16 protein-coding genes are annotated in these 16,520 nt (G+C 42.0%); 8 read left to right on the top strand and 8 right to left on the bottom strand.

All coding sequences use genetic code 11. The features are described 5' to 3' along the window. Positions 1 to 167: 167 nt before the first annotated feature. Positions 168 to 1,397 carry a tRNA preQ1(34) S-adenosylmethionine ribosyltransferase-isomerase QueA gene (gene queA, locus V7K69_RS19490; RefSeq protein ID WP_335037374.1) on the bottom strand — a complete coding sequence of 410 codons (1,230 nt, stop codon included), beginning with the start codon at positions 1,395 to 1,397 and terminating at the stop codon, positions 168 to 170. A gap of 245 nt (positions 1,398 to 1,642) precedes the next feature. Here queA and V7K69_RS19485 point away from each other — a divergent pair, with 245 nt between their 5' ends. Further along, complete coding sequence (locus V7K69_RS19485; protein WP_012412259.1) at positions 1,643 to 2,032, top strand: hypothetical protein; 390 nt, start codon at positions 1,643 to 1,645, stop codon at positions 2,030 to 2,032. 63 nt (positions 2,033 to 2,095) lie between these two features. On the opposite strand, the gene V7K69_RS19480 is transcribed toward V7K69_RS19485, so the two are convergent. After that, positions 2,096 to 2,593: a YraN family protein gene (locus V7K69_RS19480; RefSeq protein ID WP_335037217.1), complete on the bottom strand. Its 498-nt coding sequence runs from the start codon at positions 2,591 to 2,593 to the stop codon at positions 2,096 to 2,098. A gap of 23 nt (positions 2,594 to 2,616) precedes the next feature. On the opposite strand from V7K69_RS19480, the gene V7K69_RS19475 reads away from it, so the two are divergent. Next, positions 2,617 to 3,192, top strand: a complete 576-nt coding sequence (locus tag V7K69_RS19475) for a pentapeptide repeat-containing protein (RefSeq protein WP_335037215.1) — start codon at positions 2,617 to 2,619, stop codon at positions 3,190 to 3,192. A gap of 137 nt (positions 3,193 to 3,329) precedes the next feature. On the opposite strand, the gene V7K69_RS19470 is transcribed toward V7K69_RS19475, so the two are convergent. Further along, entirely contained in the window at positions 3,330 to 3,731 is a 402-nt protein-coding gene (locus V7K69_RS19470; RefSeq protein ID WP_335037213.1) for a hypothetical protein, read from the bottom strand. 163 nt (positions 3,732 to 3,894) lie between these two features. On the opposite strand from V7K69_RS19470, the gene V7K69_RS19465 reads away from it, so the two are divergent. Continuing rightward, a complete protein-coding gene (locus V7K69_RS19465) occupies positions 3,895 to 4,674 on the top strand; it encodes a Uma2 family endonuclease (protein WP_335037211.1) in 780 nt (259 codons plus the stop codon). A gap of 279 nt (positions 4,675 to 4,953) precedes the next feature. Here V7K69_RS19465 and V7K69_RS19460 read toward each other — a convergent pair whose 3' ends face one another. The 3 genes from V7K69_RS19460 to V7K69_RS19450 form a co-directional block, all read right to left on the bottom strand. Beyond that, the gene (locus V7K69_RS19460) at positions 4,954 to 5,397 is read right to left on the bottom strand and encodes a type II toxin-antitoxin system VapC family toxin (protein ID WP_335037210.1); all 444 of its coding nucleotides are present in this window, start codon (positions 5,395 to 5,397) and stop codon (positions 4,954 to 4,956) included. An 11-nt stretch (positions 5,398 to 5,408) separates the two neighbouring features. Then, positions 5,409 to 5,819 carry a hypothetical protein gene (locus V7K69_RS19455; RefSeq protein WP_335037209.1) on the bottom strand — a complete coding sequence of 137 codons (411 nt, stop codon included), beginning with the start codon at positions 5,817 to 5,819 and terminating at the stop codon, positions 5,409 to 5,411. Between the two features lie 208 nt (positions 5,820 to 6,027). After that, a complete protein-coding gene (locus V7K69_RS19450) occupies positions 6,028 to 7,782 on the bottom strand; it encodes an N-acetylmuramoyl-L-alanine amidase (protein ID WP_335037207.1) in 1,755 nt (584 codons plus the stop codon). Between the two features lie 84 nt (positions 7,783 to 7,866). On the opposite strand from V7K69_RS19450, the gene V7K69_RS19445 reads away from it, so the two are divergent. Next, complete coding sequence (locus V7K69_RS19445) at positions 7,867 to 9,504, top strand: CTP synthase (RefSeq protein ID WP_335037205.1); 1,638 nt, start codon at positions 7,867 to 7,869, stop codon at positions 9,502 to 9,504. A gap of 124 nt (positions 9,505 to 9,628) precedes the next feature. Then, positions 9,629 to 10,051 carry a hypothetical protein gene (locus tag V7K69_RS19440; RefSeq protein WP_114084087.1) on the top strand — a complete coding sequence of 141 codons (423 nt, stop codon included), beginning with the start codon at positions 9,629 to 9,631 and terminating at the stop codon, positions 10,049 to 10,051. 206 nt (positions 10,052 to 10,257) lie between these two features. On the opposite strand, the gene speB is transcribed toward V7K69_RS19440, so the two are convergent. Then, positions 10,258 to 11,301 carry an agmatinase SpeB gene (gene speB, locus V7K69_RS19435; protein WP_335037202.1) on the bottom strand — a complete coding sequence of 348 codons (1,044 nt, stop codon included), beginning with the start codon at positions 11,299 to 11,301 and terminating at the stop codon, positions 10,258 to 10,260. A gap of 86 nt (positions 11,302 to 11,387) precedes the next feature. Next, positions 11,388 to 12,980, bottom strand: coding sequence for an FAD-dependent oxidoreductase (locus V7K69_RS19430; protein ID WP_335037200.1), 1,593 nt, complete (start codon positions 12,978 to 12,980; stop codon positions 11,388 to 11,390). A gap of 146 nt (positions 12,981 to 13,126) precedes the next feature. On the opposite strand from V7K69_RS19430, the gene V7K69_RS19425 reads away from it, so the two are divergent. The 3 genes from V7K69_RS19425 to V7K69_RS19415 all read left to right on the top strand — a co-directional run bounded on the left by V7K69_RS19425 (position 13,127) and on the right by V7K69_RS19415 (position 16,467). Further along, positions 13,127 to 13,291 carry a hypothetical protein gene (locus V7K69_RS19425; RefSeq protein ID WP_335037198.1) on the top strand — a complete coding sequence of 55 codons (165 nt, stop codon included), beginning with the start codon at positions 13,127 to 13,129 and terminating at the stop codon, positions 13,289 to 13,291. A gap of 138 nt (positions 13,292 to 13,429) precedes the next feature. Further along, a complete protein-coding gene (locus tag V7K69_RS19420; protein ID WP_442936168.1) occupies positions 13,430 to 16,051 on the top strand; it encodes a COR domain-containing protein in 2,622 nt (873 codons plus the stop codon). A 224-nt stretch (positions 16,052 to 16,275) separates the two neighbouring features. Next, positions 16,276 to 16,467: a hypothetical protein gene (locus V7K69_RS19415; protein WP_335037194.1), complete on the top strand. Its 192-nt coding sequence runs from the start codon at positions 16,276 to 16,278 to the stop codon at positions 16,465 to 16,467. Positions 16,468 to 16,520: the final 53 nt, after the last annotated feature.

Genomic DNA, 16,520 nt, shown 5'->3' with positions numbered 1-16,520 from the left:
AAAAATAAAAGCAAATAGAATATACCAATTTTGGTAATCTCATTTTCCTTGTTTACTAAAGTTCATTGTTTTTTATGGCAGTTTAAGCTCTAGGAGCATTTTTAGAAAACGACAAATAAGAAGTGAGGGATTAAAATTCAATGAATCTTATTGCCCTCACACTTGACTTAAGACTTTATGGCTTCCGGCAAAATTAGCATGGCATCACCAAAGGAATAGAAACGATACTTGGAAGCGATCGCTTCGTTGTATATATTCAATAATCGTTGTCTGCCAATTAGCGCACTTACCAACATCAGCAAACTGGAACGTGGTAGGTGAAAATTGGTAATCAAACCATCCACCACCCGCCATTGGTAGCCGGGATAAATAAACAAGTCTGTTTTACCGCAAAATGGTTGTAAATTCCCAGATTTAGCTGCCCCTTCCAAAGCCCTGACTGCCGTTGTTCCCACAGCAATAATTCGACCGCCAGCTGCTTTAGTAGCGCGAATTTGCTCTACTGTGGCGGCGGGAACTTCAATCCATTCTTCATGCATCTGGTGGGTAGTTACGTCTTCCACTTCCACAGGGCGAAAAGTGCCGACACCAACGTGTAGCGTGACAAAAGCTTGATTGATATTGCGATCGCGCAGCTTTTGTAATAATTCTGGGGTAAAGTGTAATCCTGCCGTCGGTGCTGCGATCGCTCCTGGCTGTTGGGCATACACTGTCTGATACTGCTCATCATCGGCTGACGAGTTAGTAATGTAGGGTGGTAACGGTACTTCACCAAATACCTCTAACAGTTGCACCAAAGGCTTTCCCTCTGGAACATCAAATTGCAACAAACGCCCCCCAGTTGCTGCATCTGTTTCTAAAACTGTAGCAGTGAGTTGTTGACTGGTTACTGGGGAAAAATCAAGGGAGCAGGGATTTTTCCCCCTGCCCCCTGCCCCCTGCCCCTCTGCCTCTTTTGAATCCCCAATCCCCGCTTGCCTTGCTTCAAAAATAATCTTCGTTCCCTGTCTGAAGCTTTTTCCTGGCTTAACTAAAGCTAACCAACAGTTATACTGCCGTTCTTCCAACAGCAAAACCTGGATTTTAGCACCAGTGGTTTTATGACCATAAAGTCGCGCTGGAATAACTCTTGTATTGTTCATGACTAACAAATCACCAGAGCGTAGCAGTGCAGGCAAATCATGGAAAATATGGTGAGATGCTTCTGTTTCAGCGCCTGTAGTCGGAGAATTAACTACCAGTAACCGGGAACTATCTCTAGGAACTGCTGGGTTTTGGGCAATGAGTTCTGGAGGTAGTGTGTAGTCATAGCCTGCTACCGAGCAATCTAATTCAAAATCTTTTGCTTGTGGACGAGATGTATCTTTCAAATTGACTTGTACTAGTTTTTGCTTTATTTAGTATTTATACTCTCTTAAAAAGGTTGAGTTAAGTTTTCCCTTCTAAAGGAACTTTAAGGCATTTTCGCTCAGTTTTGTCGTTAGGCTATAAGATTGTTACTATTAAGTAACACGGAAAACTTAACATAAAAATTGGGTAAACCTCCCCATGTAAAAACGGGGGCTTTTACCCTACCGGGAACAGGCACTGATTGACGAATATAGATATGTAGGATTGGCTTTGATCCCAAGCACCAACAAACATGGAATACTTGTACTATCTGGCAAATGCCAGTCTAACCCTGAGGGTCGTTCAACACCTGCACGCTAGACCCCAGACACCAGTTTCGTTCGTCACCGTAATTCATCAAATTGATGGCTGGGTGGTTAGGATCAAACTCAAAGGTCAAGTCTCGCCCCAAGAAGATGGCGATTTTCGGGCTTTTCTAAATGAATTAGGAATTAGCTATGAGCCACCAATGAGGGTACAAATGGCACTTTGGAGTTTAGAAGCGGGACAATGCCCTGTGGACGTGATGCGTCGCTATCAAGTAGCGATCGTTTCTCATGGTAGTCCAGAGAGAGACGAAATCGAAGCTTTCCGGCAACAGTTTGTCAGGGGCTTAGGCTACTGTCCAGAAACTTTGGCGTAATACCGTTTGGTTGTAACGCCAGTAGATAATTATTGGTAATCAGGATATTTTATCCATTACCAATTAACCATTATCAATTGAAGAGTCGAAAGCTGCCAGAATGTATTCTTGCAGCTTAAACTTATATTCGGCTGCTGATGAAGTAGCAAGAGCTTCCTGAGTTGCTATAACCGCAGTCTGATTTTTTGATATCCTTTGACAGTAGACAATAGCAACATCAAATCGGCAAGCATAATCCGCCTTTTCAGGGTACTGGGCTAAGAATATTCCAGCTGTCCGTGAGATTTTTGCTTGCTTTTGTGGGGTGATGGCGCTTCTTCCTCCTGCATCCCAACTCCCTGAACGGCGGGTTTTGACTTCAACAAATGCCAGTAAGGAGTGCTGAGTAAGGAGTTTTTCCCCAGTTTGTCCATCATATTGAGCAATAATATCGATTTCTCCATAACGGCTAGAAAAGCGACGATGCAGAATTATCCAACCTGTAGATTGCAACCATTGGGCAACTAGGTCTTCTCCTAAATGACCAATATCTGGATAATGAGATGGAGGAAGGTTAGCCATTGACGAAAAATATCATAAATTCTATGAATTCTAAGTTAAGCAATCGCACAGCAGGTTCTAAACTCGACTCATCCCGAACACAATTCGGGTTGAAGCGTCAGACAGACTATCACTTCTGGACAAATATACTCAGCTTATTCTTGTGGGGAATAATTGCCATCACGGCAACGCTCGGTTTTGCTCCAACAACTTTGGCACTCGAATATAATAAAGAGATTTTGGTCGAGGCTGATTTTTCAGGACGTGATTTAACAGACTCTAGCTTTACCAAAGCTAATCTTCGCCAGAGTAACTTCAGTCATGCTAATTTGAACGGTGTCAGTTTTTTTGCAGCAAATTTGGAGTCTGCAAATTTAGAGGCAGCTGACTTGAGAAATTCCACTTTAGACTCGGCTCGTTTAGTTAGGGCAAATTTGACAAATGCGCTGTTAGAGGGTGCTTTTGCTGCTAACGCCAGATTCGATGGCGCAATCATTGACGGGGCAGATTTTACCGATACGCTGCTGCGTTCGGATGAGCAAAAAAAATTGTGCAAACTTGCCAAAGGGACTAATCCAACTACAGGACGAGATACGCGTGACACGTTGTTTTGTCCTTAGTATTTTCTACTGGAATTGGGAATGGGGAATGGGGAATTGGGAATTGGAATTGGTAATGGGGAATGGGGAATTGGGAATTGGAATTGGTAATGGGGAATGGGGAATTGGGAATTGGTAATGGGCCATTCCCTACTAACCTACCAACCAATGGCCCCAATCTTTTGACAAACAATTTTCATTCCTTTGCCTGGTGAAGAATTGGCGACAAAAGGTATTTCTCCTTTCTCCTTATCCTCTTGAAGTAGCTGTCCCTCTGAACTGTAAATGGCAATGTGATTCCGAAAAAGCCGCGATTCGGAACATGATGCGTCGAATGTAGTCTCGAAGATACCATCTCCGTACATACCGTAAAGTTTGTACGTTGTACCCTGAATAGTTTTTGTGTCCAGAGCGACGCTGTTTCCTAATTTATCATGCCCCACAGTAATATATCTTTGTGCATCTTGGGCGATGGCTGTGCCAACACCTTCAGCGATCGCACTGCCATTACTCAATAAAATAGCGATCGCTCCCACCATACCGCCGATTTTAAAATACATACGGTTTCAAAATATAAGATTTCATATATTTTTATCCGCAATCAAAGCGGTTCTAGCAGGGTAGAAGTACTGAAATCAAGACAGAGCAAGGTGTTATACTAGTTCGTAACACTTTATGGGAAGCGTCAAGCACTAAAAAAATAGCTGCAATACTTTTCAAAGTATGAGTGAAACACTTGCTGATATTGCCATACCGCCCCAGTTTCCCGATCACACTCAACTACCAGAGTCCGATGGTACGTTTGTGAAAAATTTTCAAGAGCATCCCCAAACCGTCATTTTGACAGACTCAATTGCTCAAATTTTGCAACGCTTACATCCAGATGGACAGTATTGCATTGGTCAAGATTGTGGTATTTACTGGCGAGAAACTGAACCACCAGAAAAAGGAGCAGCAGCACCGGATTGGTTTTATGTTCCTGGTGTACTACCAAGGCTAGATGGCAAAAACCGTCGCTCCTATGTTTTGTGGCGTGAATACATACCCCCATTGATTGCTATAGAACTAGCTAGTGGTAATGGCGATGAAGAACGAGATGTTACTCCTTTACCTTTAGCTGGTAGTCGGGAAGGCGCAAAACCCGGTAAATTTTGGGTATATGAGCGAGTAATCCGAATTCCCTACTATGCGATTTATGAAATTAGTAATGAGAAACTGGAGGTTTATCACCTGGTAGATTTTTCTTACCACAAAATGCAGCCTAATGAGCGAGGCCACTACCCAATTCCTCCTTTAGGTGTGGAACTAGGGTTATGGCAGGGAAGCTACTTAAATAATCCTGAACAATTTTGGTTGCGCTGGTGGGATTTAGAAGGAAATCTGTTACTGATTGGTCAAGAAGAAGCCGAGTTGCAAAGGCAAAGAGCCGAGCAAGCAGAACAAAAAGCTACACAATTAGCAGAACGGCTTAGGGCAATGGGTATCGACCCAGACGTAGAGTAATATTTACTAAGTTATGGTAAGCCGAAAAACTTAGTAATCACGGGCAAAAGCTTACTACAGGCTTCAACTAGCTTCACCGTAGTAAGCAAATCAGTGATGTCTACGACGGACTACGCTAACGCAACTTTCAATAACTTGAGGTCTGTTTTTGCTATCTTCTGCATGGCTCTATTCATGAATTGCCCCGAACAAAAACTTCTCACAACATTGAGCAGTCACTATCTAAAAAATAGCGATGTTTATTAAATTGGCACTTAATTTATTAGTTAAGCATACTGGTTAAATCCAGGATTCGAGTGAAAAGCTGTAAACTTGCTGAATCCTAGTGAAGTCGCTGTCAGCAGAGACGAGAGTAATATTATGATAAATTGCTGTTGCGGCGATCCATATATCATTATCATCAAAACCGAGATCCTGAATGCGGGTACTGCGGCGTTTATTTTTTTCTTTTGGGGCAAATTGACGAAAAATGCAGTTCTTCAGTTGACTGTATATCTCAGCTATTTCTTTGTTAATCAGATAGATATCAATCTCTGTCAGGAATTCTTGAACCACTGGTAAGTTCATCTCTCGACGCTCTGATTTTTCCGTCATGTAGAGCAACTCACCATAGCTAATGATGCTAATCCCAAAAGGATCTTGAGCATAGCTTTGAGCAGTTGCTACAACTTGAGGATTGTTGTTAATGAGATAACTACAGTGATTCGTATCCAGCAAATACATAAATTATTGGCTTAAAACTTCGCTTTTGAGCGGGTTGCATCAAGAAATGCTAGGCACTCATCTAGGTCGTCTCCATGCCAAGTACCAGCAAATTTAAGCAAATCTTGACCTGTAGAACCTCGTCGAATCACAGATTGAGAACGATCGCCACGTTGTTTTATTTCAGCGATTTTAGCAGCAAAATCTTCAGGTGGTTGTGCTAAAGTCTCATCCTCCAGAGGAGAATCGGACGGAGTGTGTGCTTGCTCTAAAGATGCCAGAATCGAAGCTCCAGTGGAAGGTGATTTGGTCACTTCTGATTGAGATGGAACTGTTTTCTGAAAACCAAGAAATGCTATATATTGCTCAACCTGAGTTAGTTGGTCATCTGGAAGTTGAGCAATCTGTTGTTGAAGTTGATGGCGGCGCTCAAGCATAGTCATCGGACACCTCTCAGGAAGTACTGAACTTTCATTTTACTTGATTGATCCAGTAAGAATGGTTTTGACGATCGCACTATAAAAGTCAAAAAGCTTGAACAAAGACCGATCGCAATATTGACCAGAAACTAGCTAAAAAATAGCAATGGGCTGCGCTTTGCCGGACGCGATCGCACTCTACGAAGGTACAACTAGTGTTGTACCTCAAAATTTATCTCACACTCCGAAACCACTCAGTAATCCCCTGAGCGATCGCATCAGCCATTTTTTTCTGTTCTTCTGGGTTCACTACTTGCTCAAATTCATCGGGATTGCTCATAAAACCCAATTCTAGTAACACCGATGGCGCAGCTGCTGGGCGTGTCAGCGCTAGGTTATCCCAAAACACACCATAAGAAGGTTTGCCGAGTTTTTTGACTACATAAGTCTGTAAAAACATTGCCAGGCTGTGGGCTTGGGGTTGATACCAAAAAGCGGCGAATCCCTTGGTTTTTTCAGCATCGCCATCATCGGGTAAGGAGTTGTGATGTATGGAAATAGCGATCGCAGGTTCTTCTTTACTAATAATTGCCTGACGTTCTGCTAGAGAAACCTCCTTATCGTCCTCCCGCGTCATCACTACCGTTGCCCCTCGCTTCACCAAATCGTCCCGCAGCAACTTAGATACCACCAAATTCACATCTTTTTCTAAATATCCAGTTGGGCCACTGGCACCAGATTCTTTACCGCCATGCCCTGGATCGAGTACAATCTTGAGATTAGCTAAAAGCTTGCGTCTTGTGTTCCCAATATTAGGCGGATGACGCAAAGCCAAAACCAGGGTTGTACCGTCGTATCTCAGCTTATATCCCCACTGTTGAGCTTTTTTGAGGTTAAAGGTGTATTTTACTTGTTCTGGAGTCTCCTGTTGCCAATCTAGCCGAGAAATTAGAGGGTCATCATCCAGGCGAATAATGTCCGTTTGGGCAGTAGTATTGTAGAGAGTGAGAGCGAGAGCTTTCTCACTTTGTTGCACGCTCACAGGTATGGGAACTTGTAAGGGGAAAAATATCTCTGTTGCACCAGGGAGTTGACGGTATCCGACACTGCGAATTATTGTCTGTGGCACAATTGCACCAGGTAGAATGCGAGTTTCCTGACTATTAATCCAAGCGCCATAGTCTAGGCGCAACCATTCACCTTCCTTACCTGTTACTGTTGCGCGTGTGCCTTTAGGCAGTGGTGTGAGTCGAGAATAATCGGTGCTTGGGCCAGTGCGAGCAACGCCTGACTCTACTGTAACCTCAGAAACCGGCAACTCTGCTCTTGAGAGGATTTGAATTTTACCAGTCCCTGGTTGAGTTATCGTCTTGCCATTGAGTGTTAGTTGAAACTGAGGTTTTCCCAGATCGGCGGCTGTAGCCATTGTGGTGCAACCTTTATAATTGCCTACGCTAGACTGGGCATAAGGCTGATTTTGCCCTGTCAGTGCTGCTAAATTATTTGGCAGTTGTGCCTCTTGGGGTTGGGGTGAAAGGGCAATCGTTTGATTAGCCAGGGTTACAGAGACATTGGCGTTAGGGGGTGCAATCGCGCTAAAACAAATTAGTTCTCCTGGTAGTCTGGCAATGTCAGCGGCGGGAGTCAAGGAATCTTTAGCAAATGCTACCCCCTGTGGTAGTTCAGGGCTAGTGTTAACCCTGATCACCTTAATCTTAAGTTCTTGATTCTGGCGACGCACAGTAAAAAGATTCTCTCCCAACTGCAAAGGGAAACTAGGGGAAAAATGACCAGCTTTGCTGCGGTTAATTGGCTTACTATTGATCAAAACCTCACCATCTGGTGGTGCAGTCCCCAGAAAAAAGATTTTTTGGGAACTCGTCTGGTAGTCTGTCTTGGGAAAAACGACTATAAGAGATGGTTCTGCCAATGCTACGGAGGATGTGAGAATACAGCCTAATATTACTAATCCTAAAAGGTTTTTCACAGCAAATCATAGAAGATTACACCACAATAACTGTGGCACAATGACGGGATGTATTTTTAGAAGTTGTTAGAAATTCAAACTACTATGACTAAGTTTATCTTCGTAACTGGAGGCGTAGTTTCCAGTATTGGTAAGGGCATTGTAGCAGCAAGTCTAGGGCGTTTGCTCAAGTCGCGCGGATATTCGGTGTCGATTCTCAAACTCGACCCTTATATCAATATCGATCCTGGCACAATGAGTCCCTTTCAGCATGGGGAAGTATTCGTTACCCAGGATGGTGCGGAGACAGATTTGGACTTGGGGCATTACGAACGCTTCACCGATACCTCAATGTCGCGCTTGAACTGTGTGACTACTGGCGCGATTTACCAGGCAGTCATTAATAAAGAGCGACGCGGAGACTACAATGGCGGCACTGTACAGGTTATTCCTCATATTACTAATGAAATAAAAGACCGGATTCTGCGAGTTGCTAAAAGTACAAATCCATCTGTAGTAATTACAGAAATTGGCGGGACGGTGGGAGATATTGAATCACTGCCGTTTTTGGAAGCGATTCGCCAGTTTCGCAAAGAGGTGGGACGGCAGAATGTGCTGTATATGCACGTGACGCTAGTACCGTGGATTGCTTCTGCGGGTGAGATGAAAACTAAGCCAACACAGCATTCAGTTAAAGAACTCAGATCCATTGGTATTCAACCAGATATTTTAGTTTGTCGGAGCGATCGCCCCTTACCCAAGGGATTAAAGCAAAAATTGTCGGGATTTTGCGATGTGCCCGAAGAATGCGTCATTACTTCTCAAGATGCCAAAAGTATCTATGAAGTACCCCTAAATCTGGAACGGGAAGGAATGGCAGAACAAGTGCTGAACTTGCTGCAAATGGAGCAACGCCAACCAGATTTGACGCAGTGGCAAACCTTGGTACAACGGTTACATACTCCCAAGCACGAGTTAGAAATTGCCATTGTCGGCAAATATGTGCAGTTAAGTGATGCCTATTTATCTGTGGTGGAAGCATTAAACCATGCGGCAATTTCCACTTATGGCAAACTGCGCCTGCGTTGGGTAAATTCAGAAGATTTGGAAAATGAATCAGCCGAAGCTCATCTTGGGGGTGTTGATGGAATAGTTGTGCCAGGAGGTTTTGGAGTTCGGGGGGTGGATGGCAAAATTGCCGCCATTAAATACGCACGCGATCGCCAAATTCCCTTTTTGGGTTTATGCCTGGGAATGCAATGTTCTGTAATTGAATGGGCTAGGCATATAGGGGGATTAACAGATGCTAATAGTGCTGAATTTGACCCTCATACAACGAATCCGGTAATTAATTTATTGCCAGGACAGCAGGAAGTTGTCGATTTAGGGGGTACAATGCGCTTGGGGCTATATCCTTGTCGTGTTCTTCCTGATACATTGGCTTTCAAGCTTTATCAAGAAGATGTCATTTATGAACGACATAGACATCGCTATGAGTTCAACAATGCTTACCGCGATCTCTTATTAAAGTCCGGCTATGTGATCAGTGGGACTTCTCCTGATGGACAGTTAGTTGAAATTGTGGAATTACCCAAGCACCCATTCTTTCTGGCTTGCCAATTTCATCCAGAATTTCAATCGCGTCCTAGTAGCCCTCATCCTTTATTTAAAGGGTTTATTCAAGCAGCGATCGCTCTTTCTCTGTCAACTTCAGGTACACCAACACCATTGGAGGTTTCTTAACAATTCATAATTCAAACAAATTAATTTGATTTTGAATTGGTACACAGCAACAAAAACTTAAGGCTTCAGTAGACTTGGACATACAGGGTGCATCATTCGTAAATTTCGGACTTGAGGAGATGTTGTGGCGTACTGGGTGAAAATCCTTTACGAGAGGAGAGAATATGTCGTGAATTTTGAACGTGTCCATGCTTTTTGTTATGAAGTGAATGGCAGGGTTACTTTTTGGCTACCCGATAGTGCCATTCCAATAGTCATTAATCCACAAAGTAACCTAGAAGATTATCAAAAGATTCTCGATTATTTAGAATGTGTGACAAGTTTAGAATTAGATCATGCCCACTGGGTGAAAATCCTTTACGAAAAAAATGAATATGTAATTAATCTCAACTGCATCAGTTCCTTTTGTCATGAACCGAATGGTAGGATAACTTTCTGGTTGCCAGATGGTACTATTCCCATCATTATTAATCCTGTGAGTAATCCCGAATCATATCAAAAAGTTGTGCAATACGTTCACAAAGCAACGGGCTATTCTTTATCTTAAAATTTTTAGATAGTAGAGCAAGGTTATTCAAAAAATTTTAGATTGACTCCAGCAATCAAGTCAGGGGCTTATTATTTAATTTTAAATTTTGGACTTTCCTGGGGAACGCTACGCGAAAAGTGTGAAGGTAGATCGACTGAGCGATCGCAGAACATCTCAGTCGAACAATTTTAGTAACTCAACAATTACGAATTACGAATTACGAATTACGAATTCTGTTTTGACAAATCCATCAAATTTGCCAGCTTGTAAACCACCCGCGCTCCAACATTACCATCCCATTCGGCATCACCGACTTCACAAATATCAAAGCCAATAATTTTTCTACCACTCTTGACTAATTCCCGGAACAGAAAAAATGTTTGCTCTAATTCCAATCCACCGGGAACAGGAGTACCTGTACTTGGGCAGAGTTTTGGATCTAGACCATCTGCATCAAAGCTAATGTAAACATACTCAGGTAAATGACTGATGATTTCTTGGCATAAATCAAGCCAAGTTGTTCCAGAGTAAAGCCTTTGCTTAATGGCTGGGTCGTAATAGGCAATAATGCGACTTTCAGATTGGTCTATCATTTGCACTTCATCATGACTAATATCACGCAAACCCACTTGCACTAGCTTGGAAATTTGCGGTATTTTCATCGCATTAAACATAATCGACGCATGGGAAAACTCAAATCCCTCATAAGCATCGCGTAAATCTGCGTGGGCATCAATGTGTAATATGCCATAGTTGGCGTAGTTAGCTGCTAATGCTTGGAAATAACCTAATGGCGAACTGTGATCTCCACCAATAACTGCGACTCCCTTACCCTTGTTAATTGCTTCTTGGCAATTTTCAAACAGCCATTGATTTACCTGTTGGCTAGCCTGATTAATTTCTGTGAGGACAGGTGTTAAATCTGGTGTATCTGAGAGTTCTTTGCCTTGGGCTAATCGCTCAATAATTTTTGCTGCCAAGGCGCGGTAGTATGTATTCTTCTCTAAAATATCTTGGGGAATTTCTACCATGAAAATTCCCTGCTTCCAACCATTAGGGTTATCGAAATCGAACAAATCTAGTTGAGTTGAAGCATCGAGAATTCGCTGGGGGCCATTGGCTGTGCCTGCGCCATAAGAAACAGTGACTTCCCACGGCACACCAAAGACAATCAGGTTTGCAGACTCATAATCGCAAGGCAAACCTAAGAGGTTGCCATTTATTTCACCTACGCCGCTAGGATTGTAGTCTTGTAGTTGATTACTCATCGATTATCTTCTGGATTTACGTGGATAGACAGCACGCCGCCTAGTGGACATCTGCATTGTAATCAAAATTTTTCATCGGCGGTAAACTACAGTGCCTTTATTACTTGGTCGAAATTGCGGCGATACATCTGTTGGCTGTAGTCTTCCCACTCTTTATCTGACGAGTGGGGCGATCGCTTTAATGTTGCTTCTTGGACGTATGCCATCAATGGGCGACGAAGATACTCGTATTTCTCAAAGGCTTTGGCTATAGCTTGCAGATCGTTCCAGTTATTCTCCTCAGCAATTTTAGCGATGAGTGTTGTAACTATTAGCGCATCTTCCAATCCTTGATTAGCCCCTTGAGCCATGAAGGGAGGCATTCCATGTGCGGCATCGCCAACTAAGACGATTCGCCCTACACTCCAGGCTGGTGGAATTTTGACAGGATTAGCTTCTATATTGAGGTCAGTTGGGTTAGAAACTTGTAGAGAATCCAAAATGCTAGCGGGGTGAATGTAGTATGGACGCTGCTGCATTTTGGCAGGAGGAGACAGACGCACTAATTGCTTGAGCGCATCAGGAAAACCTGCTTTTTCCAACTCCTGCAAAGCTAAGTCAATTAAAGAACTTTCTGACTTTTCTTGCAACGATTCTAAAGGCAAAGCAAGATGTATTATGTACCCAAGTACACCAGTTGGTCTGCGAAATAATATTATCCTGATGTTATTTATACAAACAGAATTTCCAGTTATTTCATCATTAGTGATTGTGACAAGTGGTGAGTCTTGAAAGAAATCTTCTTCTAGTTTTGTCAATAATTCCTTTGGTACTTCAGCTATTTCCATACAAAATATAGCTGCAAACCCAGAGTATTCAGGTCGAGCAAAATCATGATATTGAGTATCTGTATAAAGTAGCCTACGAACTGTAGAATTAATCCCATCTGCCGCAACAATTAGTTTCGCTCTAATGGATTTTGTTGCTGATTCTTGGGTGAGAATATCTGAGTTTTGAGGCTGCGGATCGTTATCTTTTTGCCCATCTATCCAATAGGCATAAGGGTTGGTTTCTATTGCTGTATCACCTATACAATCTATGCGGATACAACCTTTTTCCGGCTCATTCACAACATTAATACAACGGTGATTAACTTTAACTATGTCTAGTGGAAGTAGCTGTCTGAGGGTTGTCTGTAAATTGTACCAAGAAATTGATACTCGACCCTCACCATAATCTTTAAACCAGTCATCAAAACTAAGTGAATTTGACCGAATTATCTCGCCCTTTAAATTTTTGTAAACCCATTGGGGTGAAGCCTTTGGAGGTTGTTGCTTTTGAGTAGGTTTGACAGGTTCCTGATCATTAGACTGCTTGGAGTTTAATAAACCCAGTCCAGTATTTTTGACTTCTTCGTAAGCATTAGGATCTAAAAGTTTGAGAGCTTTTAATCCATTGGGGAGAAGATCCAGTGTTTGTCCAACTTGACGAAAGGCGCGAGTTTGATCGATGACAAGGACATTTTCGATTCCACGTTTACGTAAGCCAATGGCAGTTGCTAACCCAATAGGCCCAGCGCCAACCACTACAACATCGTAGATTTCTTGAGAGGTAGAAGAGGAGATAACAGATGCAGGTAAGATATCAGCTTTGGTTGATGTGTTTGTATGTATATGAGGACTTGATTGAGTTTCTGGCATATTTATATACAGTAATCTGGGATAGAAACTGGGCAATTTGGAAAGCTATAGCCATCAAGTTACATAGGATTACATAACAATATTAAAGTTAAATACAAAAAGTTAGATATTTTGCTGCGATCGCACTTATTCTCTGAAAGCAAATTATGATTATCGAACCGCCAAGCCGCCAAGAACGCCAAGAGAAGAAAGAGAAAGGGTTATATATATTACAGCTGGTGTTCAAAGGTGGAGCGATGTCTACGACGGGCTACGCCTATGCCCTTTTTGCTCGACAGTTCGTGTTCACAGGTGGAATGGTGAGGTTTTGAGGTCGAGTCTAGAGGCGTAGGAGCCTGCGATCGCCACAATCTAATCCTTGATAGAGGCTACATTATTAATTAGTTCAATTTTTCTGCTGCGCGTCCAAGCAGCAACTCGTGTCAGGCATCGCTTCTGTAAAACCCGAAATGACTAACGAAGAACTGCTGCAAATTATTGAAAAAGCTGTCAGAGATAAGAAGACACAATTAGACCTTTCTGGCAAAGGCTTAACAACCCTGCCACCGGAATTTGGCCAATTCACCAACCTGCAATACCTCAACCTCACCAGTAATCAACTGAGTAGTCTGCCACCCGAATTTGGCCAACTCACCAACCTGCAAACGCTCTACCTCTTCAGTAATCAACTGAGCAGTCTGCCACCCGAATTTGGCCAACTCACCAACTTGCAAATGCTCGACCTCAGCAGTAATCAACTGAGCAGTCTGCCACCCGAATTTGGCCAACTCACCAACCTGCAAACGCTCGACCTCAGCAGTAATCAACTGAGCAGTCTGCCACCCGAATTTGGCCAACTCACCAACCTGCAAACGCTCTACCTCTTCAGTAATCAACTGAGCAGTCTGTCACCCGAATTTGGCCAACTCACCAACCTGCAATCCCTCAACTTTAGCAATAATCAACTGAGCAGTCTGCCACTGGAATTTGGCCAACTCACCAACCTGCAATCCCTCAACTTTAGCAATAATCAACTGAGCAGTTTGTCACCGGAATTTTGCCAACTCACCAACCTGCTATTCCTCAACCTTGACAGTAATCCTTTAGAATCACCTCCACCAGAAATTATCACGAAAGGGTTTAAAGCAATTCTTGACTTTTGCAAGCAACAACTAGAACAAGAAACTGATCGCCTCTATGAAGCTAAATTAATCATTGTGGGAGAAGGTGGTGCAGGTAAAACTACGCTAGCCAAAAAAATTCAAGACAATAAGTATACGTTACAACAAGATGAAAATACCACCGAAGGCATAGATGTTATTCAATGGAAATTCTTGCTTGACAATAACAGAGAATTTCAGGTCAACATTTGGGACTTTGGTGGTCAAGAAATTTACCATGCTACCCACCAATTTTTTCTCACAAAACGCTCCCTTTATACCTTAGTTGCTGATACTCGCAAAGAAGACACAGATTTTTATTACTGGTTAAATGTGGTTGAATTACTGAGCGGTAATAGTCCTTTGTTAATTGTCAACAATGAAAAGCAGGAGCGCAAGCGAGAAATAAACGAGCGAGAGTTACGGCGCGAATTTACTAATTTTAAGGAAACACTTACTACAAACTTAGCCACTGATCGCGGTCTGCCAGAAATCTTAAATAAAATTAAGCATTATATTACTAACTTACCTCATGTAGGAATAGAACTCCCTAAAACCTGGGTTAAAGTGCGGGAAGCTTTAGAAGGTGACTCCCGCGAATATATTAGCTTGGAAGAATATCTAAACATCTGTCAAAAACATGGTTTTACTAAACAAGAGGATAAACTCCAACTCAGTGACTATCTGCATGATTTGGGTGTATGCCTTCACTTCCAAGATGATGACTTTTTAATAAAAACTGTGATTCTCAAGCCCACTTGGGGTACAGATGCCGTTTACAAAGTATTAGATAATCCACAAGTAATTCAAAACCTGGGTAAATTTCATCGCAATGATTTAAAAAATATTTGGCACGAAAACAAATATGCCAATATGCGACCAGAACTGTTGCGGCTAATGATGAAATTTAAACTGTGTTACGAAATACCTAGTCGTCCTGGCATTTATATTGCACCTCAATTACTCTCTGTCAATCAACCTGATTTCAATTGGTATGAATCCAATAACCTAATTCTGCGCTATAAATATGACTTCATGCCGAAAGGTATTCTTACCCGCTTTATAGTCGAAATGCACTCTGATATTGAACAACAAACCCTAGTTTGGAAAACAGGCGTTGTTCTTGCTAAATACAAAAGCCGTGCTGAAGTGATTGAATACTACAATCAACGAGAAATTAAAATCCGCGTAGAAGGAAACCGCAAGAAAGAACTCCTAGCAGTTATCACTCATGAACTAGATAAAATACATAATTCTTATGAAAACCTAAAATATCAAACACTTGTTCCCTGCAACTGTGAAAGCTGTAAAGATAGTCAAACGCCTCATTTTTACCGTCGAGACGTGTTGTATAAATTCCGGGACAATAATCGCTACAAAATCCAGTGCCAGGATAGTGGTGATATGGTAGATGTCCGTAGACTGATTGATGATGTTTTATCGACTTCACCAAATTTAGAAAAATCCATGTCTGAACCCGTAACTAGAAATCAAGTTTTCATTAGCTATAGTCATCAAGATCAAGAGTGGCTTACTAAACTCCAGAAGCACCTTAAACCAATAATTCGTAACCAAAATATGCTGGTGTGGGACGATAGCAAAATTCAACCTGGTGCTAAGTGGCGCGAAGAAATTGAAAATGCTTTAGCAGCAGAAAAAGTGGCAGTATTGTTGGTTAGCCCAGATTTTTTAGCATCAGACTTTATTGCTGATAATGAGTTACCCCCATTGTTGGATGCGGCGGAAGCTAAAGGACTCACGATTATTTGGATACCGTTGAGTTCTAGCGGCTATGACGAAACAGAAATTGAAAAGTATCAGTCAGCACACCCTCCAAATCAACCTTTAGACAGCTTGAACTTAGCACAAGAGAATAAAGCTTGGGTGGATATTTGTAAGAAGATTAAAGCAGCAGTTTTTAGAGAAATTTAATCGTAATTATAAGATCGTTAATTATACAGAATATTTTAAGTTAGATAGGAGTGAATTTTATTTACTTGCAAAGTGTTGCATTTATTTTTGATAACTTCAGCAAATAAAAGTACTTAATGATTTAATAATTGGAATTTATAATTATAGTTTTAAAAATAGCTTAATCAATAGATAATCAATCTAATTTAAATTAGTAGTTAGTTGAGTATTTAACTTTGTTGATTATGTTGAAATTAGCATTTCCATTGAAGGTAGTAGGCGGAGCGGTTTTCCTCATTTCATTTTTTTCCTTACGAGCAATTAGCGCCACAATCTCAGAAGGGTTTGAGTCTGGACAGAAGGGAGCTTATGCTGCGGCTGATGTTACCCTCACTACCTCAGAGGGTGACAAGCGACCTATAAAGTTTGCTGCATAAGGGAGAGGGCAGAAAAACCACGCTGAAAATAGAGTTGTTTATGAGGTTTGAGG

This window comes from Nostoc sp., from assembly GCF_036917775.1.
In the GTDB taxonomy this organism is placed as follows: Bacteria; Cyanobacteriota; Cyanobacteriia; order Cyanobacteriales; family Nostocaceae; genus Nostoc.
The sequence above is the reverse complement of the archived record's forward strand: the minus strand, read 5'-3'. Positions and strand labels throughout refer to the sequence as shown.

What these genes read in the sequence shown, in the direction of transcription:
- V7K69_RS19415 (WP_335037194.1), top strand. Translation starts at nt 16,276, where the DNA reads ATGTTGAAATTAGCATTTCCATTGAAGGTAGTAGGCGGAGCGGTTTTC.
- V7K69_RS19460 (WP_335037210.1), bottom strand. Translation starts at nt 5,397, where the DNA reads ATGTATTTGCTGGATACGAATCACTGTAGTTATCTCATTAACAACAAT.
- V7K69_RS19420 (WP_442936168.1), top strand. Translation starts at nt 13,430, where the DNA reads ATGACTAACGAAGAACTGCTGCAAATTATTGAAAAAGCTGTCAGAGAT.
- V7K69_RS19480 (WP_335037217.1), bottom strand. Translation starts at nt 2,593, where the DNA reads ATGGCTAACCTTCCTCCATCTCATTATCCAGATATTGGTCATTTAGGA.
- V7K69_RS19475 (WP_335037215.1), top strand. Translation starts at nt 2,617, where the DNA reads ATGAATTCTAAGTTAAGCAATCGCACAGCAGGTTCTAAACTCGACTCA.
- V7K69_RS19455 (WP_335037209.1), bottom strand. Translation starts at nt 5,819, where the DNA reads ATGACTATGCTTGAGCGCCGCCATCAACTTCAACAACAGATTGCTCAA.
- V7K69_RS19425 (WP_335037198.1), top strand. Translation starts at nt 13,127, where the DNA reads ATGATTATCGAACCGCCAAGCCGCCAAGAACGCCAAGAGAAGAAAGAG.
- speB (WP_335037202.1), bottom strand. Translation starts at nt 11,301, where the DNA reads ATGAGTAATCAACTACAAGACTACAATCCTAGCGGCGTAGGTGAAATA.
- V7K69_RS19485 (WP_012412259.1), top strand. Translation starts at nt 1,643, where the DNA reads ATGGAATACTTGTACTATCTGGCAAATGCCAGTCTAACCCTGAGGGTC.
- V7K69_RS19465 (WP_335037211.1), top strand. Translation starts at nt 3,895, where the DNA reads ATGAGTGAAACACTTGCTGATATTGCCATACCGCCCCAGTTTCCCGAT.
- V7K69_RS19470 (WP_335037213.1), bottom strand. Translation starts at nt 3,731, where the DNA reads ATGTATTTTAAAATCGGCGGTATGGTGGGAGCGATCGCTATTTTATTG.
- V7K69_RS19430 (WP_335037200.1), bottom strand. Translation starts at nt 12,980, where the DNA reads ATGCCAGAAACTCAATCAAGTCCTCATATACATACAAACACATCAACC.
- V7K69_RS19445 (WP_335037205.1), top strand. Translation starts at nt 7,867, where the DNA reads ATGACTAAGTTTATCTTCGTAACTGGAGGCGTAGTTTCCAGTATTGGT.